Raw genomic sequence first — 18,852 nt, 5'->3', positions numbered from 1 at the left:
CTTTTTCAATGGCAGGTTCTGGGCTATCGCCACTCCGCGAAAGCTCCCAGCACTTGATTAGCTCCTTGCGCCGGTCGGGAGGTCGCTCCGAAAGGCGGTGCTTATGTGCTGCAATAACTCGCTCTGTCCAACGCATATGATTTAGCAGAACAATATTAATGGACAGAGCTTTGCTGTCTATTTCATCCAATCCAGGTAAACACGCAGCAGCCTTGCTGCCGATCTATACCAAATTTATGAGTAGGCTGTCACTATGCTGCACAATAACCTTCTCTAAAGAAGCATAATAACCTTCTCTAAAAAAATAGATGGCAAAGCTCGGTGTATTTGCCGAACTTCCTCAAGTAGTAGACTTGCATTTGAGGATTGTATTTGCTACCTGATATGCCTAGAGTTGGTATATGAAACCATCAGTGATGCGATGGGGGACTTTGCCAAAATGCTTGCAAGAACTGCCCACCCTGCGGGAAGCAAGCTACACCCTATCCCTCTTCCGGTCGCAGAAGGGGCAGGAGATGTCTGAAAGCCCTTCTCCTTGAGGAAAAGGGTGGGGATGGGTAAATTGGTTACACATCCCGTTAGTGCGCCTGAGAATCTACTGGTTTAGGTGTGCAACGTGATTCGGATTAAACCGTGCGCCTGCCGCACCAAAGAAACTGGCATCTACGGTTCAGCGATTCATCTTGCTTGCACCACAAACACCACCCAAAGGAGGTAAAAACAACTGTCATTCTCCTCAGCGATCGCGCTTGTAAATCTGCTCCACTCGTTCCCAGGCATCACGAACCGCATGCTTGGCTTTCTCCCAGCCCATGCCTAAAGCACCATAGTTCTGCTCGTACTCCCGCCGCAACTCTGGCTCAACTTCAGCAAAGGATTTCCCAGAGTTCCAATGCCGCACATAACCCTCATAACCGGTGTGATAAGCGGGTTGATAGGCATCGTAGGTCAGCCCTTGCTCATAGTACGGGCGAGAAGCGTAGTGTTGCCGCCAGTAGTTATCTTCATCGTGGGATAGGGAAGTGTACTTCACTCGGTCCCAGGCATCCTGGACAGCGTGTTTAGCATCTTCCCAACCAACCCTGGAAGTGGTGTAGTCCCGCTCATAACCTTGCCGTAGTTCCGGTTCAAGTTCTTCGTAGGTTTTTCCTTCATTCCGATAGCGGTGATACCCCTCGTAACCCAGGCGATAGGCAGGCTGATAGTCCTGGTAGGTCAACTCTCGCTTAGCGTAGGGGCGAGAATGATAATTCTCTTGCCAGTAAGCCTCTTCAACCGTGGGATCAAAAATTTCTGCGGCTCCTTTGCCAACTAGTCCTCCGGCAACACTACCCACTACCGCACCGACAGCCGCACCAATGGGACCACCTGCTGCCCCGATGGCTGCGCCTACTGCCCCTGCTGCGGCTGCTCCAATCCCAGTGCCAACGGGGTGTGCGCCAGGTTGACCTGTAATGGGATCACGATTTGCATCTGCATCTGGTTGCTTCAATTGTTCTAAATCTTTATCTTTAGCCATTGGTTAACCTCGCTCTTTTTCTTCAATTCAAAAAAGTGACGTTGCTATTTTTAGGATGGAAAAACTTACTGCTGCTTGAAATTTCTGAAATAATCCTACTTTTGAACAACATCATAAAAGTCATTACTAAACCAAGGTTAACCAGGCTCAATCCGCTCTTCTTCCACCTAAAGGAAGGAAATAACTTGCAGTAAGCGGTGTCAGTTCGCAGGGGGTAGCTGTCTTCCATCTATTCTGTGGAAATGGATAGCCACTATAGCCTTCAGCCATTTCCAATGCTCAATTGCCGACTACCGATCGCTAAATTATTACCCTGGATAGAGCGTAAATTTTTTTGAATCAAATAACCTGTAAGTGTTGGGAGAAAGCTCGAAGATAGATTTCTATTTTGTGGTGAATTATGTTTCTTAAAAATCAACAGACTGGGGTATTGGTAGAAGTTTCAAATGTTGAAGATTTAATCAATCCTCTACATGGTGAAATTACAGGTCGAGTTCAGTCAGGGCAGGAAGAACAGGACCCAGAGGCTTTTTCTAAAGATATCCTGTCATTTCCTTCCGATGAAACTTTGCCTCGTTGCTGGAAGGATCCTGATTACCAGACTGAATCCTGATACTCAAGGACGGTGAATAAGACTGTTTGGCAGCCTTTCAGTCCTGAACCTGACTGATCCATTCGCCGATTTTCGGCTTATAGTGAATCCGTTAAAGTTCCGGGGTTAGTTCCCATGACTGATTCATCGTCCCCCTCGGTCCCCATTGTTGCCCAGGACTCAGCAGACATAGACCGAGATCAGCAGGTTCGGCTCAAGAGCGAGGGAGGAAAGTTACTGCTACTGTTGCCGCCAGAAGGTGAGGGTAGCGAAGAGAACCCTTCAGCGGTTTTTAACTGGGAAGAGATCTGGCAGCAGCTTAAGCAGCGGTTGGATGCCGGAGCGCGTTTCTGGCAACCAGATACCACTGTCCATTTGATCGCTAGGGATCGGTTGTTGGATGGCCGCCAGTTGCAAGCGATCGCCGATGCCCTGACTGACTCCCAACTTCAGCTCAAGCGCGTCTACACCAGTCGCCGCCAGACGGCTGTGGCAGCAGCAACCGCAGGCTATTCCGTTGAGCAGCAATCTTCTATCACCCACCTGAGTCAACCCTCCCCAGAGTCGGGGCAGGTGATGGCAGATCCCCTTTATGTTGAAACCACCCTCCGCTCCGGTGCGGATATCCAGCACAACGGTACTGTCGTTGTGCTAGGTGACGTGAACCCCGGCGGCACAATCACCGCTGAAGGCGATATTCTGGTGTGGGGCAGATTGCGGGGACTGGCACACGCGGGTAGCAAAGGAAATACCCGCTGTCTGATCATGGCTCTGCAAATGGAACCCACCCAGCTTCGCATTGCCGATTTTGTTGCCAGAGCGCCAGAGTCAACCCTGACCGATTACTATCCTGAAGTTGCCTATGTTACTCCTCAAGGCACCATTCAAATTGTCAGGGCGTATGATTTCTCGCGATCGAGGTACCATTAATCAACGAGTTATTCATCCCCCATTGCATGAGCCGGATTATTGTCGTCACCTCTGGAAAAGGAGGGGTGGGTAAGACCACCACCACTGCCAACCTTGGCATGGCGCTGGCAAAGCGTAACCACAAGGTTGCTGTTATTGATGCAGATTTTGGTCTACGGAACCTGGATTTGTTGCTGGGACTGGAAAACCGGGTGGTTTATACCGCGGTGGATGTCCTCGCAGGACAGTGCCGGTTGGAGCAGGCCCTGGTCAAAGATAAGCGCTACCCAAACCTGGTTCTATTACCTGCTGCCCAGAACCGCACCAAGGATGCCGTCAAGCCTGACCAGATGAAGAAGCTGGCGCTGGCACTGACTAAGGTTTATCAATATGTTTTAGTGGACTGTCCGGCAGGGATTGAGTCTGGGTTTCAGAATGCGATCGCGGCTGCCCAGGAAGCCCTGATCGTCACCACGCCCGAAATCGCGGCTGTGCGTGACGCAGACCGGGTTGTAGGACTGCTTGAGGCAAATGGCATTCGCAAAATCCACCTGATTGTCAACCGCATCCGTCCGGCAATGGTGCAGGCAAACGACATGATGTCGATCGAGGATGTGAAGGAAATTTTAGCCGTTCCCCTGATTGGGGTGATTCCCGACGATGAGAAAGTCATCGTTTCAACCAACAAAGGCGAACCCGTGGTACTGGCAGAAACTCCCTCAATGGCAGGCACTGCTTTGAACAATATCGCCCGTCGTCTGGAAGGCGAAAAGGTGGATTTTCTCGATCTCACCCCCCCGAATGACGGGCTGTTCTCAAAGCTCAAAAAGATGCTAAATACCAAGCTGTTTTAGAAGGATGAAGGATGAAGGGGTAAAAATAAGGAGATTTTCACCCAACAAAATACCCCACCGCCTACGGCACCTCCCCTTGATAAGCAGAGGCTGGGAGGGGTTCAACGGGGTAAAAATATTCCTGGAAATCACCTAATAACCTTTAATTCCTGATTCAAAATTCTCCCCTTTCCCCCTGCCCCTCCTCCCCTCTGCTTCCTGCCCTCCACTCCATTCACCTGCCCCATGTTGCTTGATTTTCTTGAACGCTTGTTTTCTCGCTCTGATGCCACCAGTCGCCAGCAGGTAAAAAACCGTCTCAAGCTGGTTCTAGCTCACGATCGCACTGATATTGCACCAGAGGCTTTGGATGCAATGCGAAAGGAAATTTTGGCAGTGGTTTCCCGCTATGTGGAGCTAGACACGGAAGCGATGGAGTTTTCGCTGGAAAGCAATCAACGGGCAACGGCGTTAATTGCGAATCTACCGATTCGTCGGGTGCATTCCAAACCGGAACCTGAAGTTACGGAGTCTACTCAACTGCAAATTCCAGAAATAGACATTGAACCGCTGGATTTTGAATTGGATCTGGAAGATAAGCTCTCTGAAACAAAGGATGTCAAGTCCGGCGATTCTGAACCCACTCCTCCTTCCCCTGAATCTATTTCGCTTGAATAGAATTTTGTTAGCGACTCTTCTCCCTGTACTCTATACCCATCTCCCGTGATTACCGGCAAAACAAAGCTTCTGGGTGTGATCGGGTATCCGATCGAGCATTCTCTGTCGCCCATCATGCACAATGCGGCGATCGCCCATCTGAATGTTGATTACATTTACCTGCCGTTCCCAATCAGCCCAGAACAACTGGAACAGGCGGTGAAAGGATTTGAGGCGATCGGGGTGCAAGGATTTAGTATTACCATTCCCCACAAACAGGCAATTTTGCCGCTGCTGGCTGATGTCACGGATATGGGAAAGGCAATTAGAGCCGTCAACACGGTTTGGCGGAGCGCTCAGGGTTGGAGTGGCACCAATACGGATGTGGAAGGCTTTCTCGCGCCCCTGAAAGAATTGCAGCGGGACTGGTCCCAATCGATTGCGGTCATTCTAGGGAATGGGGGAGCTTCTAGGGCAGTGGTTGCCGGGTGCCATCAGTTGGGCTGTGCCGAAATTCATGTCGTTGGTCGAAATCCGGAGAAACTGGAGGAATTCTTAAAAAGCTGGATGAACTCTTCCCTGAATGTAAATTTGAAAGTTCATACCTGGAGAAATTTGCCAGAATTGTTGCCGAACGCAGATTTATTAGTCAATACAACCCCCGTTGGCATGGCTCCCCACGGTGAGCGATCGCCCCTCAGCCCAACCGAAGTAGACCTGCTCTCCAGCAACCTGATTGCCTACGATCTGATTTATACGCCCAACCCAACCCTGTTCCTCCAACAGACACAGGCAAAAGGCGCGATCGCCCTGGATGGGCTAGAAATGCTCATTCAACAGGGAGCCGCCGCCCTCCGGCTCTGGCTGCAACAGGAGGTTCCAGTGGATGTAATGCGGCGATCGCTGCGCCAACATTTAGGTTGGGAATAGAAGAAGTGAAGAGATGGGATAAAAGGAGAATGGATGAGCTATTCATCACCCATTCGTACGTTCCGTTAAGCGCTAAAAGCCCTTGACCGTTTTTTTAGAAGCTAAACACATATACTCTACTCAAGTAGATTTCACATTAGCAGAAGGAAGCCGAACTGCTAACGAACATATTTTAGTGTTGTCATTAATCTGTATTGCTCAAACCTGCTGCTACTTAGAATTAGAAGAGTTAGACACAGCAAAAAGCCGTTTTCATTAGTGATGTTATTTCCTTTTCGTTCCCAGGCTGAACCTGGAGAACAAGGTACGTCAGTGCTCTCAGTCTTAGCTCAGTGCTATTGATCTAACAGGCGCTTTCAAGTTCTGATAGCGCTACTTTCCTCACTCTGAGGTCGTTTTGCTCAGAAACCTTGGATCTGGAAGATGATGCAGGGGGAGGGGAGGGGGTGCAGCGACGGGTTGGTGTAACCGAATCAGTTGTGCCAGGGTTTTCTTCAACTGAGTGCGGGGCACGATCGCATCAACAAAGCCATGTTGTAGCAAATACTCCGCCTTCTGGAAATCATCGGGTAATTTTTCTCGCAGGGTTTGTTCCACCACACGCCGACCTGCAAAGCCAATGGTCGCCTTCGGTTCTGCCAGAATCAGGTCTCCCAGCATGGCAAAACTGGCAGTCACCCCGCCCGTGGTGGGATGGGTTAGCACAGGAACGTAGAGTAAGCGAGCATCCCGGTGACGCTCAAGCGCGCCTGAAATTTTCGCCATCTGCACCAGGCTCAACATCCCTTCCTGCATCCGGGCACCCCCGGAAGCGCAGACAATCACCACAGGTAACCGTTCTCTCGTCGCCCGTTCAATCAGACGGGTCAGCTTTTCACCCACCACTGAACCCATGCTGCCGCCCATAAAGCGGAAGTCCATCACTCCCAGGGCTATGGGTAACCCATCCAATTGTCCAATCCCAGTTTGGACGGCATCCAACAGCTTGGTTTTTTCTTGCATTTCCCGCAGGCGATCGCTGTAGGGTTTGCGATCGCGAAACTTCAGCGGGTCTGTCGCAATCAGCTTCTCATCTAGAGGTTTCCAGCTATTGGGGTCAATCAGTTGGCGAATCCGCTCGTCGCTATAAACCCGTGCATGGTGCCCACACTCCAGACAAACCATCTGATTTGCCCGCAGATCTTTCGTGTAAGCCAGAACCGCACACTTTTCGCACTTAGACCACAGCCCATCCGCAATTTCTCGTTCTTGCCGTTCCTGGCTGATGGGATCTGATTTCCGTCGATTTGCAAACCAATCAAATAAAGACATAAGTGCAGTGTATCTCCCCTAACTTGCCTGATTTCCTGACTCCAGAAACCTCTCGCTCCTGAAAATGGAAATTCATAAGGCTTCAATCATTTTACGGCTTCGATGGAACTATCAAGATTCTGTAGAACAACGCCTCTGGCTAACTCAATAACTGCAAGCTCTATTCTCTGCTCAGATACTTTACGCCTAAAACATCCATTCTCATTAGACGATCTTTTAGACCCCAAAGCACAGCACCTTTGCCTGGATACATACAAATTTATGCTTCCGCTACCGCCTTAATTTTCTCCCTGGTGGGCTTAGCAGGATCCGCACGCTCGTCAATTGACTTCTGAATCAGCTTGAAGCACGGCAAGACTACACGCTCCCACCTGGGACATCAAATCCAGATAACAACCCGCACTTGTATCTGGTGGGACGCTAACACTGGCTGCACGATCGCAGCTTGATAACGGAGGCTAGTCGTTACTTAACGCCTATCCGAAAACTTTCTGGATTGTGGAGGCTGGGCTTCAACGGTTGGTGCTTTTCAGATGACTTTTAGTGTAATCGCGCAACACCAAAGTTAATTTTACCAAAAGGGGGGAACCCTTGAATTTAGGCGTAGGGTGCATAAGGCTCATGGATACACTGACGATTTCAGACTTAGTGGGTTCTTCACAGTACGAAGCGGTTGCAGATGACTCCCTCAAAGATGAGGACAATGCTGCCTGGGTGATGACACTCGATCCTTATGAGCAGACTGAGTGGATTGAACGGATTAGCTGGATTCGCCTAGTTGATCGGTTAGCAGAGAATGAGCTGGTCAATTCGGATAGTTCAGAGTTCCACAAATTTTATGATGGTTGGAAAAAGTTGCTAAACCAGGGATGGATTGACCCTGCCCATCCCTACCGGGAAGTGTTAATTAGCATCTATAGCGTCTGCTTTGGGTCCGTTGCCCCATTTGGCGATCGCCTCTCCATCCAATCGTGGGATCGTTTTCTGGTAGCCACTGCCCGCTATCACAAGCCCAGCCTGGTCATTGACACGCTAGAGCAATACCAGGAAATGATAGAAACCCTCTCAGGTTCTTGCTTTCAGATTTTACCGTTCTTAGCAGAAAAGTATTGGCAAGCTGCCTATTCCTTTGGGGCACTGGACCAGTTCTTCAACAACCTGCGTGACATGCGGGAAGATGCCGAACAAGGTATTTGCTACTTACCAGCCGAACTGCTGGAGCGGTTTGGTGTTAGCCGGGAAGAAATCCTCCAGCTAACGGCGTGCCAAAATCCCAATTACTCGAAAATGATGGAGTTTTGGCTCGATGAGTATTTGCCAACGTTCCACTACAAGGTGGATAAACTCTTAGCTGCCAGAGATTTGCACCCCTCGTGGAGAATTTGGCGAGACTGGTCATTCTATCGTTACCGCCGAATTGAGCGAGTGTTTCGCAGTTGTCATTTTGACTATGTGAAATTTCCCCAGATATATTGGGCAGAAGTTAGGAAGGATCTACCATTGTTGCTTTCTCAGGTGCATCGGGAGTACGGCTACACGGACGGGATGCCAGTCCACCAGAATTTACAGATACAGAGCCAGGAAGAGATTGCGGTTCCTTCTCTGCTTCTAGAATTGGGTGATAGAGCTGCAAAGGCGATGGAGTTTATACTGGAGGTAGTTCAGCCCCAGAACGGCGATCGCATCCGTTCCAGTGAATTCTGCTGACTTGGAAGCTACAGGAAGGTCGGCATGAATCTACCTTTAACAGACTTGTTAGGACGCGCAGTTGCCATTGCTGCAACCGCCCATCAGGGACAGCTTGACAAAGCCAACGCCCCTTACATCATGCATCCTCTTCGGATCATGATGCGCTGCCAAACGATCTTGGAGCAGATCGTTGCGATTTTGCACGATGTTGTTGAAGACTCTGGTTGGACCTTAGAACAATTGGCAGAAGAAGGATTCCCGGATGAGGCGATCGCCGCGATCGACTGTCTCACCCACCGTCCTGATGAGACCTACGACGAATCGATTGACCGAGTTCTGCTTAACCCCCTGGCAACCCGCATCAAACGCTATGACCTGGAAGACAACATGACCCTGACCCGCATGAAAGCGCTGGGAGAAAAAGATTTAGAGCGGTTACAGCGATATCACAAAGCACATTGTCGGGTAATGGAAGCGTTAGGGAAAGATAAAGGGATGAAGGATGAAGGATGAAATTGAGAGTTTTGAGTTGGGTAATGCGCAATGGGAGTTCGGAATGGGCTATGGACTGGAAAGAGTGCCACGCCCCTTTGAAACCCTGATTCCCTCGACTCCCTCTCCTCTCCCCACGGAACCACGGGAATCTGGGGTGTAGCTATTCGCATAAATTGTTCACAGGACATTGAGTATGAAATCCACGAATTTCGCTCTTTACATAATCGGTGGGGTGACCCTGCTCGTGGGAGCGATTCTGTTTAAGCCGTTTACGATTGTGAACGCTGGAGAACGGGGGGTTGTGATGAGCTTTGGCAAAGTCCAGGACACTATTCTGGACGAAGGGATTCATCCAATTCTGCCGATTGTCACTTCAGTTAAACGGTTGAATGTGCGCGTCCAAAAGAACGACATCAATGCCAGGGCTGCTTCTAAAGACCTGCAAGATGTGACAACAGAGCTGGCAATTAATTGGCACATTGATCCGACGAAAGCAAATAAGGTTTATCAGCAGGTCGGCGATCAGGAACAGATTGTGAATGGAATTCTGACTCCGGCGGTTTCTGAAGTTTTAAAGGCAGCAACCGCTAAAAAGAATGTGGAGGAAATCCTGATTCGGCGGACTGAACTGAAGGATGAAATTGACGCTCAGTTAAAAACTCGACTGGCAGCTTATGGGCTGATTGTCGATGATATTTCACTGGTCAATTTTGGTTTTTCACCGGAGTTTAATAAGGCAATTGAGTCCAAACAAATCGCTGAACAGGAGGCGAAGCAGGCAGAATTTATTGCTTTGAAGGCGAAGCAGGAAGCAGCAGCAGAAATCAACCGTGCCAGAGGACAGGCAGAAGCTCAACGCCTACAACGGCAAACTCTGACTCCAGACTTGTTGCAGAAGCAGGCGATCGAAAAATGGGATGGACGGTTCCCCACGGTGATGGGTGGAAACGGAGCGTTGCCATTTATCAACATCCGGGTTGATGAGTCTGGTGGACAGAAATAGAACCCGTCAGCTACCTGCCCCGATCACTTCAATCGCTGCTTCCAGGGCGATCGCCACATGGGTCCAGTGAGTCCCACCCTGACAAAAGACGATGTAAGGCTCCCGCAGAGGTCCATCGGCTGAAAACTCGGAGGTGCTGCCATCAATAAATGTTCCACCTGCCATCACTAGCTGGCTCTCGTAGCCAGGCATTTCCGCTGGAATGGGGTCAAGGTAGGAACCCACGGGGGAATGGGCTTGAATCGCCCGACAGAAGGCTATCAGTTTTTCAGGTGAACCCAACTGAATTGCCTGGATAACATCCTGTCGCGGGGCAAAAGGGAGGGGGTTGACCGGGTAGCCTAGTTGATCGAATACATAGGCAGTCAAATGATTGCCCTTCATGGCTTCGCCGACCATTTGAGGAGCCAGAAATAACCCCTGGAATAGGAGCCGGTTCTGGTCAAAGGTAGCTCCACCGGAACTCCCGATCCCGGGAGCGGTCAGACGGCAGGTGGCAGCTTCTACCAGGTCAGCCCGTCCGGCAATGTATCCGCCTGCGGTTACAATCGTACCCCCAGGGTTCTTAATCAAAGAACCCGCCATCAGATCCGCCCCGACAGCCGTAGGTTCGCGATCGCTCGTAAATTCGCCGTAGCAATTATCTACAAAGCAGACTGTGTTCGGGTTTTGCTGCTTCACCAGGTGGATGATTTTTTCAATGTCTGCGATCGCTAAACTGGGTCGCCAGGAATACCCACAGGAGCGTTGAATCAGCACCATCTTGGTTTCTGGCTGAATTGCGTGTTCTAAAGTATGCCAATCGATTGTCCCCAGTTCCGTCAGAGGAAGTTGGCGATAGGAAATTCCAAAGTCTGCTAACGATCCCTGATTGATCCCCCTAATACCAATCACTTCTTCTAATGTGTCATAGGGGGCACCGGCAACTGCCAATAGCTCATCGCCAGGACGCAGAACCCCGTATAGAGCGCAGGCGATCGCATGGGTCCCTGAAACCAATTGAACCCGAACGGCGGCGGCTTCTGCTCCCATAACCTCAGCAAACACCTGGTCTAGAACCTGCCGTCCCATGTCATCATGACCGTACCCGGTGACTCCGGCAAAATGGTGTGACCCGACCCGATGGTTGCGAAAAGAAACTAAAATCCGTTGCAAATTTTTCTTGACCTGAGCGTCAATTCCAGAAAAAATCTGGAATAGCGCATTTTCTGCTTCCTTTATTAAACTAGAGCCGTCCATAGTCCTTGTTACTTTGGAGATACACGGCATGTGTATCTCATGCGCTACCGTGGTTACATGCAAGCTTCGCGTATGTGTGTGACTTTAATCAACATAATCGAGGTCTATTGTCGCGCAGACCGGTTACCACAATCCACATCGAGATTAATGAATGACTGTTGCAACTTCTGAAAAATTAAAACTGGACTGGAGCATTGTTGCCTACATGGCAATCCTTCATTTGGGAGCTCTGGCAGCGTTTTTGCCAGGAACCTTTAGCTGGCAAGCCGTTGGTGTAATGCTGTTGCTTCATTGGGTAACGGGAGGCTTGGGCATTACGTTAGGGTTTCACCGCCTGGTGACTCATCGCAGCTTTCAGGTTCCCAAACTCCTGGAATACTTTTTTGTGTTCTGCGGCACCCTTTCCTGTGAAGGTGGACCCATTGACTGGATTGGGATGCACCGAATTCACCACCTTTATTCCGATCAAACCAAGGATCCGCATGACTCTACAAAGGGCTTTTGGTGGAGTCATATGGGCTGGATGCTTTGCGAACTCCCAATTAGAGACGAGGTTCCCCGGTTCACCCGTGATATTAGCAGCGACCCAGTTTACCGCTTCTTGAATGTTGCTTTCATCCCCATTCAGATCGTGCTGGGGCTTTTGCTCTATTACCTTGGCGGTTGGCCCTTTGTGGTATGGGGTATTTTCGTTCGGATTGTGGCAGTCTTCCACTGTACCTGGCTGGTAAACAGTGCTACGCACTTGTTTGGTTACCGCAGTTATGAATCCGGCGATCGCTCCACGAATTGCTGGTGGGTTGCCTTGCTTACCTACGGGGAGGGCTGGCACAACAACCACCACGCATTCCAGCACTCTGCCCGTCATGGTTTGAGGTGGTGGGAGATTGATATGACCTGGATGACTATTTGGCTCCTGCAAACGCTGGGCTTGGCGACAAAGGTAAAACTGGCTTCTGAGAAAGAAGGGTAAAGGAAAGGTGAAGGATAAAGGGTAAAGGGCCATTGCCTTAAGTTTCATCCTTTATCCTTCAAACTTTAAAATTGCCCTGTTCCTTGGATAATATGTTTTACTGTCGTCAAGGTTTCCAGGCTGATCAGCCCGCGACGATGTCCCTTCTGGCTAGACATTCCTAAAAAGATCGAGTTACCCCGTTGGGGGTTACGAGAAAAGCGGGGAGAAGCGTTGATATAGGCAGACGCACTGTTAATACCCAGGGCAAATTGTCGGCTTTCCTGGTAAGACTCTGTTACCAGACAATCCGCATGTCCATTGCTGTGCAGGTTGATAAATGAGATCGCAGCTTCCAAATTATCGACCACTTTAAAAGCAATGGTTTTGGATAAATAGGCGTGCCGCCACTCAGATTCTTCAGCCAGCTTCAGGTCAGGGAACTCGGCAACGAGTTCAGCCTCTCCCTTCAGTTGAAACCCTTTCTCCCGCAGGCTATTCCACAGCATTCCCAGGGAAGAAGGGTTCTGATGGCGATGGATTAGTACTTTTTCGATCGCATTGACTGGGTCAGGTTCACTCTGGTGGCTATCCAGAATAATCCAGCGAACAGCTTCGAGGCTACCAGAGGGTGACCAGTACAGGTAGCAGTTTCCCATCGTTGTTTTTAGCACCGGAGCATTCGCCTGCCGGACAATTTGCTGTACCAGGCTAGGACGACCGTAGGGAATCACCAAATTCAGGTATTGATCCTGCACAATCAAATCGCGCACAGAGGCTCCCTGGTCAGATGACAGCAGATGAAAGCAGTCGGTTGGCACCCCAACCTCGTCCAGGGCAGAAGAGATTGCCTGTGCAATCACCAGATTTGAATTACTGGCTTCGGTGCCGCCCTTAAGAATCAGGCTATTTCCGGTTTTGATGCAAAGTCCGGCGGCGATCGCTCCCAGTTCGGGAAATGCCTCATAAATCAGAGCAATTACGCCTAAGGGCATCAGTTGGGAATGAGCCTGACACTGGTCTACCTGATGCATAGCATTCATCACCCGACCAATCGGATCGGGCAGTTCACTTAGCCGCTCCAATAGCTGAATGGTTGACTGAATGCGTTCACGGGTTAGCTTTAACCACTCCAACAGCAGATCGGGAACCGCCATTTCTCGGCTGGCTTCCAAATCTAGAGTATTTGCCTCCAAAATTTCGTCCTGCTGGCGCTTGAGCGCCTTTGCCATTTCCTGTACTGCCCGACTGCGTAGGGTGCCCTTTGTCGTTGATAGTTCAATGGATGCCCGATATGCCAGTTGGACCGCAGCAACAGAATCGGAAGAGGGACTAAATGTATCGGGTGTCATTAGGCTACCGTCTGTAAGCAAGCAAGATCATCAGTGCCGGAAGCAATGCCAGTAGCAATAGCACAACTGCCCAGAGGAAAGTATTAGAACTTGAGGGTGAACTGAGAGCCAGAGGCAGCCCAATGCTCAACATCACCAAAATAATCCCCATTGCTACGGGCAGGTAGCTTTCACCTAAACCAGCATTGGCAATGCTCCACTGATGTCCATTCCAGCGCCACGCACGCTTGTAAGGGTAGCTGGTGGAAAGCTGTTCTAGCACATAGCCGCTCTCTTCCACCACAAAAATCTGCTGGCATCGGCCACAGCCAAATGCTTCTGTGAGCGCAATTTGGGTCAGGTGTCCCCGACGGCGACAGGGACAGGGGTACTCCTGAGTTAAATCAATTTTTTGGGATTTTTGAGGTTGCACAGGCGGCAATAGAACTGAAACTTATTGCAAAGATCATCACAGATATCTAGGCTAGAACAGGGCTGGTTCATCTAATATTTACTTCACAATAGACACTAGCCAGGTAAGTGGACTAGCACTCTTTTTAAGGAGGGAAACGATTAGAGGAGAAATCTAACTTTCAAGAAGCCCAAACTTGCCATCGTAAATGGCATTAGGGTTACTTACAGCTAATGGAAATTTTACCATTCCCACCCCAGAAGTGAACCTCACCACCGAGTATAAGGTAATCCCAAAGAATTGATTGAACTAAGAGGCTTTTTGAGAAGAAATTTTAAGAGAAGTCTTTCTCAAAACCCCAAATCAAATCCATATACAAACGTTCTACTGCGAACATCCTAGCTTACTGAAAGCGGGTAACGCGATTCGAACGCGCGACATTCACCTTGGCAAGGTGACGCTCTACCACTGAGCTATACCCGCGAAATTCGGACGATCATCATAATCGCAGAAGGTGGTGCATTCTGTCAAGCCAGTATTGGATTTTGGCATCTTTTTTTTGGAATCTAACCTCATCATCAGTTCAAATACTTATCGAGCGGATAATCATAACTTCTGCCTGAGGGGCGATCGCGGGCAGGATACCGCAACCCTACACTAGAGATAGACTCCTAATTGGGAACTCAACGGTTTTTTATCTTGAAAGGTTATTGATGGCTCAACCTAATCAATTCTGGGATGCAGGTCGTTTTCTGCAAACGCTGACATTCTTTGAGACGATCCCTGTTATTAGTTGGTTACAAAAGATGATGTTTGGCTCTACACCACCCTCTCCACCCCAACCTCAAGCAGGAATTCTATTTGACTTCAGCCAGCCCACTCAGGGATTAAGTCAAACCTGGGGTGCTTTAGATGATGTGGTCATGGGTGGGATTAGCGAGAGTGGGTTACAGGCTGAGTCAGGGGCGGCATTATTCGCAGGCAATGTGTCAACGGCAAACTCAGGCGGCTTTGCTTCAGTCCGCACCCGCAATTTTGAGCCGCCGTTAAACCTGTCCTCCTACTCTGGGTTGGAACTCCAGGTTAAAGGAGATGGACAGCGCTATAAGTTTCTGATCCGGGATCAAGATTCCTGGGACAGCGTTGCCTATTCCTCCTCCTTTGACACGGTTGCCAATGAGTGGATTAGAGTACGGATCCCCTTTGCTGAAGCGGTTCCAGTGTTTCGGGCAAAAACCGTGCCCACCGCTTCTGGGTTGAATTCAGCCCAAATTCGATCGCTGCAACTGATGCTCAGTAAATTTGAATACGATGGCGCACTCAATCCCCATTTCAAACCGGGTGAATTTCGGCTGCTGATTCAGGCGATCGCGGTTTATTGAATTAAACAATGGAAAGGTTTGAGAGCGCTGCTGAAAAGATTCTAAAAACGGCAATGAAATAAAACGTGTTAGATCCCCAATTTCTGCCGAATGACCTCATCTTTATCCTTAAATCCTACCAGCACAGCTATTCCATCCTTTACGAATAGAGGGCGTTTGAGCAGCATTGCATCATTGGCAAAGGCATCAATCCATTCTTCATCGCCCCAGGCGTCTTTTTCACTTCCCAGGGCACGGTAAGACTGCCCAGAGGTGTTACGCATCGGTTTGGCACCCAACGATTTTACCCAGGCTCGTATTTCCTCATTGCTGGGCGGGTTTTCCCTGGTATTAATAAATTGATACTCAACAGCATTACCCCCTAGCCAGGAGAATGCTTTTTTGCAGGTGCCGCAGTTGGGGATTCCGTAGACTTGGAGAGACATGATCAGGGAAGAAAATGGAGGAATAGAAGGTCAGCGTGACTGGGGACACGGAGGGCATTTGCCTCAAAACTCACTGTACACGGAATGTACCCCACTTGAGCCAGAATGGCTACATACATGACAACGGCTGTTGGTACAAAACAAAGTTAAGTCTAAAGATTGCTACAGCATAACGGATCCCTAGACCCCGACTTTTTTGGAAAAGTCGGGGTCTTAATTTCAGATAGTTTTAGGTCGCTTAAGAGTCGCTTCAATGATCTTTTTGGTGATCCCCAGACAATCTTCTTGATTTGCTTTTCTAATGTGATTTTGACTACAACTTAAATGCTAGGTCATTTTCTAATATGAATATTGAAATGTAATTTCTTTGAGTGTCTGATAGCTTGGACTGCGATCACCTTTTTGAAAACCACCGCTGAGAACCCGTTATGAGTCATCTTGCCGATCGCTATGCCCGTCTTTGCCATGCTTATATCAAGTTGTCTGATAAGTTTCAGAAACTTGATGTGGATCATATGACTCTGAGAAGTCGGATTGTGCCTTTGATTCAGGCACTGAAAACCTATAAGCAACTCATAGAGGATCTGAGCCAGGAGAAACAGACCCTGGAGGAAAAGCTGGATCAGATGACGCTGAAGTATGAGGAACTGAAGCCACTAGAAATCTTCCTGCAACCCGATTTTCAAGCAGCCCTATGCGAAGCTGAAGAACAAATGGAGCTAATTGATGTCACCTTAGACGAAATAGACAGCGATCGCGATCCCGACTTAAGCAACTTCGACAAGGAACTCCTGGCTGATTACCAGAATGATCCCGAACAATTTAGCCTGCTCACTCAGGGGCTTTTACTCAGCCGACCTGAAAATTTTATTCAGGAGAAAGTGCTGCAATCGGTTGAGAATTAAGCGTTGAGCGTTGAGAGTTTTCCTAGCCACTGACCATTAACCCCTAGTCCTATGAGTCATTCATTTTGCAACATTTGACCGTTGAAAATGTTGGGTTTCCCGGTTGCTCTACCCAATTTACGTTGCTCTCAACTCAAAACTCAAAACTCTCCAACTATCTGCTCAATCATCCGATTTGCCTGGGACTCATAGCCACTACCAAACAGATTGAAGTGGTTAAGGATGTGATAGAGGTTATAGAGCGGTTTGCGCTGCTGATAGCCCGGTTCCAGTGCCCAGGTCTGGCGGTAGCCCTGGTAAAACTCTGATGGGAAGCCACCAAACAACTCGGTCATGGCGATGTCCACTTCGCGATCGCCGTAATAGGTCGCCGGGTCAAAAATAACGGGTTCTCCTTCCTGGCTGATGGCGGCATTGCCTGACCATAGATCCCCATGCACCAGAGAAGGTTGAGGTTTGTGGTCAGCTAGCAGGGCAGGAATGGTTTTTAGCAGCCGTTCTGACTGGGGAAAATGTCCACCGCGTCGTTTTGCCAGGTTGAGTTGAAAGCCAATTCGATGTTGCACCCAAAACTCTACCCAGTCAGTAGTCCAGGTATTTAGTTGTGGTGTGGAACCGATAGTATTAGGGCGGTTCCAGCCAAACCCACGGTTATGCATTGCCCTGTGCATGGCTGCAAGCTGCCGTCCCATTGCTGCCCAGGCTTGACTGCCGCCCCGTCCCAGGTCAATCCACTCCAGCACTAAATAGCCAGTGGAACCCTCGGTGCCATAACAAATCGGCTCAGGCACACGAATTGTGCCTGTTTTTTCCATGTCGCCTAGTCCGCTGGCTTCTGCCTCGAACATGGCAATTTGACTCGCCTGGTTCAGCTTCACGAAATAGGCACGCTCCCCATCCGACAGGCGATAGCCCTGGTTGATGCAGCCTCCTCCCACCGAGCGGCGATCGCTCGGTTCAAATGGCTTGCCGGTGACCTGACGAATGTGTGCTGCAATCCGATCCCACTGGAACATAAACCTACCTCTCTTTGCCATACCAGATTGCTTCCACCGCCTCAGCGATCGCCCGTTCCCGCTGAGGTTGCCCAGGTTCTTGCAGCAGAACCGTTACATGCCCCAACTTTCGCCCAGGGCGGGATTCGGTTTTGCCGTACCAGTGAACCTGAGCATGGGGAATAGCAGCGAGTTGCTGACGCTTGGCAGTATAATCACTGGTGGAATGCTCATATCCCAGAAGGTTAACCATCACAGCCCCAGGACAGGTCATCCCAGGACTGGCTAACGGCAACCCACAGACTGCCCTTAAGTGCTGCTCAAATTGGGATGTTTCACAGGCATCCAGGGTAAAGTGACCGGAGTTGTGCACACGGGGAGCAATTTCGTTGACCAGCACTTTTTCATCTCTGGTCAGGAACAATTCGATGCCGAAGACTCCCACCACTTGCAAATCGTTCAACAGCGTGCGGGCGATCGCTTCGACGGTCGCCCTGACCGCCTGACTAATGTTTGCCGGGGCGAACACTCGACGGCAAACTTGCTGCACCTGTTGAGTTTCGACAATCGGAAACAGAGAAATATCTCCGTTGAGAGAACGGGCAGCGATCGCGGCTAACTCTCGTTCAAACGGAACAAATTCTTCCAGCAACAGCGGCACATTGTTCAACTCTGCCAGCGTTGCCAGCAAAGCTGACCGATCCTTGATGATGAATGTACCTTGCCCGTCATACCCATGCCGACGAGTTTTCAGGACCAGGGGAAATTCCAGCTTTCCAGCTTCTGCGGATTGAGGATCAAGGATTTCAGTGATCTGTTCTGCCAGTAAGGGCGTAAATTGGGGCACGGGTAAGCCCAGAGATTGCAAGTACGAGCGCTGAACATACTTATCCAGCAGTGGTTCTAAAGCTTGTAGCCCAGGACGAAAACAAACCCCCTGATGTTCTAGTAAAGAGAGCGCTTTCAGGTCAACAAACTCATTCTCAAACGTAATCACATCACACTGGGCAGCCAGTTGAGCGGTCGCCGAGGCATCCCCCACCGGAGCAAAAATAACATGGGATGAGATCGCCACCGCTGGGTCAGATGGGGAAGGTGTTTGCACCATTAATTCCACGCCTAATTTCTCAGCCCCCCCTGCCATCATCCAGGCAAGCTGCCCCCCGCCAATCACCCCAACCCGTTTCACAACCGCCATCTCCTTTCTCTACCACCGTTCATCCATGCCCATTGATTGCCCATCACCTGACAACCTCACCCCTCACCTTTTTCC

The 18,852-nt window shown here is 49.7% G+C and carries 21 protein-coding genes and 1 tRNA gene; 13 read left to right on the top strand and 9 right to left on the bottom strand.

All coding sequences use genetic code 11. The features are described 5' to 3' along the window. Positions 1 to 401: 401 nt before the first annotated feature. Positions 402 to 539, top strand: a complete 138-nt coding sequence (locus tag AC1S52_RS13725) for a hypothetical protein (RefSeq protein ID WP_482029577.1) — start codon at positions 402 to 404, stop codon at positions 537 to 539. 197 nt (positions 540 to 736) lie between these two features. Here AC1S52_RS13725 and AC1S52_RS13720 read toward each other — a convergent pair whose 3' ends face one another. Then, positions 737 to 1,519 (bottom strand): hypothetical protein, encoded by a 783-nt coding sequence (locus tag AC1S52_RS13720; RefSeq protein WP_482029576.1) that lies wholly within the window; start codon positions 1,517 to 1,519, stop codon positions 737 to 739. 400 nt (positions 1,520 to 1,919) lie between these two features. On the opposite strand from AC1S52_RS13720, the gene AC1S52_RS13715 reads away from it, so the two are divergent. The 5 genes from AC1S52_RS13715 (at position 1,920) to AC1S52_RS13695 (ending at position 5,440) form a co-directional block, all read left to right on the top strand. Continuing rightward, positions 1,920 to 2,132 carry an acetyltransferase gene (locus AC1S52_RS13715; protein WP_482029575.1) on the top strand — a complete coding sequence of 71 codons (213 nt, stop codon included), beginning with the start codon at positions 1,920 to 1,922 and terminating at the stop codon, positions 2,130 to 2,132. A gap of 114 nt (positions 2,133 to 2,246) precedes the next feature. Continuing rightward, on the top strand, positions 2,247 to 3,041 hold the full coding sequence (minC, locus tag AC1S52_RS13710) for a septum site-determining protein MinC (RefSeq protein ID WP_482029574.1): 795 nt from the start codon (positions 2,247 to 2,249) through the stop codon (positions 3,039 to 3,041). Between the two features lie 26 nt (positions 3,042 to 3,067). Then, positions 3,068 to 3,874, top strand: a complete 807-nt coding sequence (minD, locus tag AC1S52_RS13705) for a septum site-determining protein MinD (protein ID WP_482029573.1) — start codon at positions 3,068 to 3,070, stop codon at positions 3,872 to 3,874. A 225-nt stretch (positions 3,875 to 4,099) separates the two neighbouring features. After that, positions 4,100 to 4,531: a cell division topological specificity factor MinE gene (gene minE / locus AC1S52_RS13700; protein ID WP_482029572.1), complete on the top strand. Its 432-nt coding sequence runs from the start codon at positions 4,100 to 4,102 to the stop codon at positions 4,529 to 4,531. A gap of 45 nt (positions 4,532 to 4,576) precedes the next feature. Further along, positions 4,577 to 5,440 carry a shikimate dehydrogenase gene (locus tag AC1S52_RS13695; protein WP_482029571.1) on the top strand — a complete coding sequence of 288 codons (864 nt, stop codon included), beginning with the start codon at positions 4,577 to 4,579 and terminating at the stop codon, positions 5,438 to 5,440. Between the two features lie 381 nt (positions 5,441 to 5,821). On the opposite strand, the gene accD is transcribed toward AC1S52_RS13695, so the two are convergent. Further along, the gene (gene accD, locus AC1S52_RS13690) at positions 5,822 to 6,751 is read right to left on the bottom strand and encodes an acetyl-CoA carboxylase, carboxyltransferase subunit beta (protein WP_482029570.1); all 930 of its coding nucleotides are present in this window, start codon (positions 6,749 to 6,751) and stop codon (positions 5,822 to 5,824) included. A gap of 621 nt (positions 6,752 to 7,372) precedes the next feature. On the opposite strand from accD, the gene AC1S52_RS13685 reads away from it, so the two are divergent. The 4 genes from AC1S52_RS13685 to AC1S52_RS13670 are packed head-to-tail and all read left to right on the top strand — an operon-like array spanning position 7,373 to position 9,938. Next, positions 7,373 to 8,458 carry a squalene/phytoene synthase family protein gene (locus AC1S52_RS13685; protein ID WP_482029569.1) on the top strand — a complete coding sequence of 362 codons (1,086 nt, stop codon included), beginning with the start codon at positions 7,373 to 7,375 and terminating at the stop codon, positions 8,456 to 8,458. A 24-nt stretch (positions 8,459 to 8,482) separates the two neighbouring features. Further along, positions 8,483 to 8,953, top strand: a complete 471-nt coding sequence (locus AC1S52_RS13680; RefSeq protein WP_482029568.1) for a phosphohydrolase — start codon at positions 8,483 to 8,485, stop codon at positions 8,951 to 8,953. After that, positions 8,943 to 9,095, top strand: coding sequence for a hypothetical protein (locus AC1S52_RS13675; RefSeq protein WP_482029567.1), 153 nt, complete (start codon positions 8,943 to 8,945; stop codon positions 9,093 to 9,095). The genes AC1S52_RS13680 and AC1S52_RS13675 overlap by 11 nt, the downstream gene beginning before the upstream one ends. A gap of 33 nt (positions 9,096 to 9,128) precedes the next feature. Continuing rightward, positions 9,129 to 9,938, top strand: coding sequence for a prohibitin family protein (locus AC1S52_RS13670; protein ID WP_482029566.1), 810 nt, complete (start codon positions 9,129 to 9,131; stop codon positions 9,936 to 9,938). Positions 9,939 to 9,944: 6 nt separating this feature from the next. Here AC1S52_RS13670 and AC1S52_RS13665 read toward each other — a convergent pair whose 3' ends face one another. Next, positions 9,945 to 11,177, bottom strand: coding sequence for a methionine gamma-lyase family protein (locus AC1S52_RS13665; RefSeq protein ID WP_482029565.1), 1,233 nt, complete (start codon positions 11,175 to 11,177; stop codon positions 9,945 to 9,947). Between the two features lie 151 nt (positions 11,178 to 11,328). Between AC1S52_RS13665 and AC1S52_RS13660 the strand changes: the two genes are divergently transcribed. Next, positions 11,329 to 12,150 (top strand): acyl-CoA desaturase, encoded by an 822-nt coding sequence (locus AC1S52_RS13660; RefSeq protein ID WP_482029564.1) that lies wholly within the window; start codon positions 11,329 to 11,331, stop codon positions 12,148 to 12,150. 65 nt (positions 12,151 to 12,215) lie between these two features. Here AC1S52_RS13660 and AC1S52_RS13655 read toward each other — a convergent pair whose 3' ends face one another. The 3 genes from AC1S52_RS13655 to AC1S52_RS13645 all read right to left on the bottom strand — a co-directional run bounded on the left by AC1S52_RS13655 (position 12,216) and on the right by AC1S52_RS13645 (position 14,355). Then, positions 12,216 to 13,481, bottom strand: a complete 1,266-nt coding sequence (locus tag AC1S52_RS13655) for a glutamate-5-semialdehyde dehydrogenase (RefSeq protein WP_482029563.1) — start codon at positions 13,479 to 13,481, stop codon at positions 12,216 to 12,218. Between the two features lie 4 nt (positions 13,482 to 13,485). Beyond that, positions 13,486 to 13,893 carry a hypothetical protein gene (locus AC1S52_RS13650; RefSeq protein ID WP_482029562.1) on the bottom strand — a complete coding sequence of 136 codons (408 nt, stop codon included), beginning with the start codon at positions 13,891 to 13,893 and terminating at the stop codon, positions 13,486 to 13,488. Positions 13,894 to 14,283: 390 nt separating this feature from the next. Then, positions 14,284 to 14,355: transfer RNA gene (locus AC1S52_RS13645), tRNA-Gly, on the bottom strand. Positions 14,356 to 14,585: 230 nt separating this feature from the next. Between AC1S52_RS13645 and AC1S52_RS13640 the strand changes: the two genes are divergently transcribed. After that, positions 14,586 to 15,254, top strand: coding sequence for a CIA30 family protein (locus tag AC1S52_RS13640; RefSeq protein ID WP_482029561.1), 669 nt, complete (start codon positions 14,586 to 14,588; stop codon positions 15,252 to 15,254). A gap of 68 nt (positions 15,255 to 15,322) precedes the next feature. Here AC1S52_RS13640 and AC1S52_RS13635 read toward each other — a convergent pair whose 3' ends face one another. After that, positions 15,323 to 15,679, bottom strand: coding sequence for a Spx/MgsR family RNA polymerase-binding regulatory protein (locus tag AC1S52_RS13635; protein WP_482029560.1), 357 nt, complete (start codon positions 15,677 to 15,679; stop codon positions 15,323 to 15,325). 428 nt (positions 15,680 to 16,107) lie between these two features. Between AC1S52_RS13635 and AC1S52_RS13630 the strand changes: the two genes are divergently transcribed. Next, positions 16,108 to 16,584, top strand: a complete 477-nt coding sequence (locus AC1S52_RS13630; RefSeq protein ID WP_482029559.1) for a hypothetical protein — start codon at positions 16,108 to 16,110, stop codon at positions 16,582 to 16,584. Positions 16,585 to 16,724: 140 nt separating this feature from the next. On the opposite strand, the gene AC1S52_RS13625 is transcribed toward AC1S52_RS13630, so the two are convergent. Further along, complete coding sequence (locus tag AC1S52_RS13625) at positions 16,725 to 17,600, bottom strand: fructosamine kinase family protein (RefSeq protein ID WP_482029558.1); 876 nt, start codon at positions 17,598 to 17,600, stop codon at positions 16,725 to 16,727. A 4-nt stretch (positions 17,601 to 17,604) separates the two neighbouring features. Beyond that, complete coding sequence (locus AC1S52_RS13620; RefSeq protein ID WP_482029557.1) at positions 17,605 to 18,777, bottom strand: 5-(carboxyamino)imidazole ribonucleotide synthase; 1,173 nt, start codon at positions 18,775 to 18,777, stop codon at positions 17,605 to 17,607. Positions 18,778 to 18,852 lie beyond the last annotated feature (75 nt).

Source organism: Kovacikia sp. CALU 1929 (genome assembly GCF_056784235.1).
Note: the sequence above shows the minus strand (reverse complement) of the source record. Positions and strands in the feature narration are given on the sequence as shown.

Coding starts and splice junctions, on each gene's coding strand:
- AC1S52_RS13725 (WP_482029577.1), top strand. CDS start 402: ATGAAACCATCAGTGATGCGATGGGGGACTTTGCCAAAATGCTTGCAA.
- AC1S52_RS13720 (WP_482029576.1), bottom strand. CDS start 1,519: ATGGCTAAAGATAAAGATTTAGAACAATTGAAGCAACCAGATGCAGAT.
- AC1S52_RS13715 (WP_482029575.1), top strand. CDS start 1,920: ATGTTTCTTAAAAATCAACAGACTGGGGTATTGGTAGAAGTTTCAAAT.
- minC (WP_482029574.1), top strand. CDS start 2,247: ATGACTGATTCATCGTCCCCCTCGGTCCCCATTGTTGCCCAGGACTCA.
- minD (WP_482029573.1), top strand. CDS start 3,068: ATGAGCCGGATTATTGTCGTCACCTCTGGAAAAGGAGGGGTGGGTAAG.
- minE (WP_482029572.1), top strand. CDS start 4,100: ATGTTGCTTGATTTTCTTGAACGCTTGTTTTCTCGCTCTGATGCCACC.
- accD (WP_482029570.1), bottom strand. CDS start 6,751: ATGTCTTTATTTGATTGGTTTGCAAATCGACGGAAATCAGATCCCATC.
- AC1S52_RS13685 (WP_482029569.1), top strand. CDS start 7,373: ATGGATACACTGACGATTTCAGACTTAGTGGGTTCTTCACAGTACGAA.
- AC1S52_RS13680 (WP_482029568.1), top strand. CDS start 8,483: ATGAATCTACCTTTAACAGACTTGTTAGGACGCGCAGTTGCCATTGCT.
- AC1S52_RS13675 (WP_482029567.1), top strand. CDS start 8,943: ATGAAGGATGAAATTGAGAGTTTTGAGTTGGGTAATGCGCAATGGGAG.
- AC1S52_RS13670 (WP_482029566.1), top strand. CDS start 9,129: ATGAAATCCACGAATTTCGCTCTTTACATAATCGGTGGGGTGACCCTG.
- AC1S52_RS13665 (WP_482029565.1), bottom strand. CDS start 11,177: ATGGACGGCTCTAGTTTAATAAAGGAAGCAGAAAATGCGCTATTCCAG.
- AC1S52_RS13660 (WP_482029564.1), top strand. CDS start 11,329: ATGACTGTTGCAACTTCTGAAAAATTAAAACTGGACTGGAGCATTGTT.
- AC1S52_RS13655 (WP_482029563.1), bottom strand. CDS start 13,481: ATGACACCCGATACATTTAGTCCCTCTTCCGATTCTGTTGCTGCGGTC.
- AC1S52_RS13640 (WP_482029561.1), top strand. CDS start 14,586: ATGGCTCAACCTAATCAATTCTGGGATGCAGGTCGTTTTCTGCAAACG.
- AC1S52_RS13635 (WP_482029560.1), bottom strand. CDS start 15,679: ATGTCTCTCCAAGTCTACGGAATCCCCAACTGCGGCACCTGCAAAAAA.
- AC1S52_RS13630 (WP_482029559.1), top strand. CDS start 16,108: ATGAGTCATCTTGCCGATCGCTATGCCCGTCTTTGCCATGCTTATATC.
- AC1S52_RS13625 (WP_482029558.1), bottom strand. CDS start 17,600: ATGTTCCAGTGGGATCGGATTGCAGCACACATTCGTCAGGTCACCGGC.
- AC1S52_RS13620 (WP_482029557.1), bottom strand. CDS start 18,777: ATGGCGGTTGTGAAACGGGTTGGGGTGATTGGCGGGGGGCAGCTTGCC.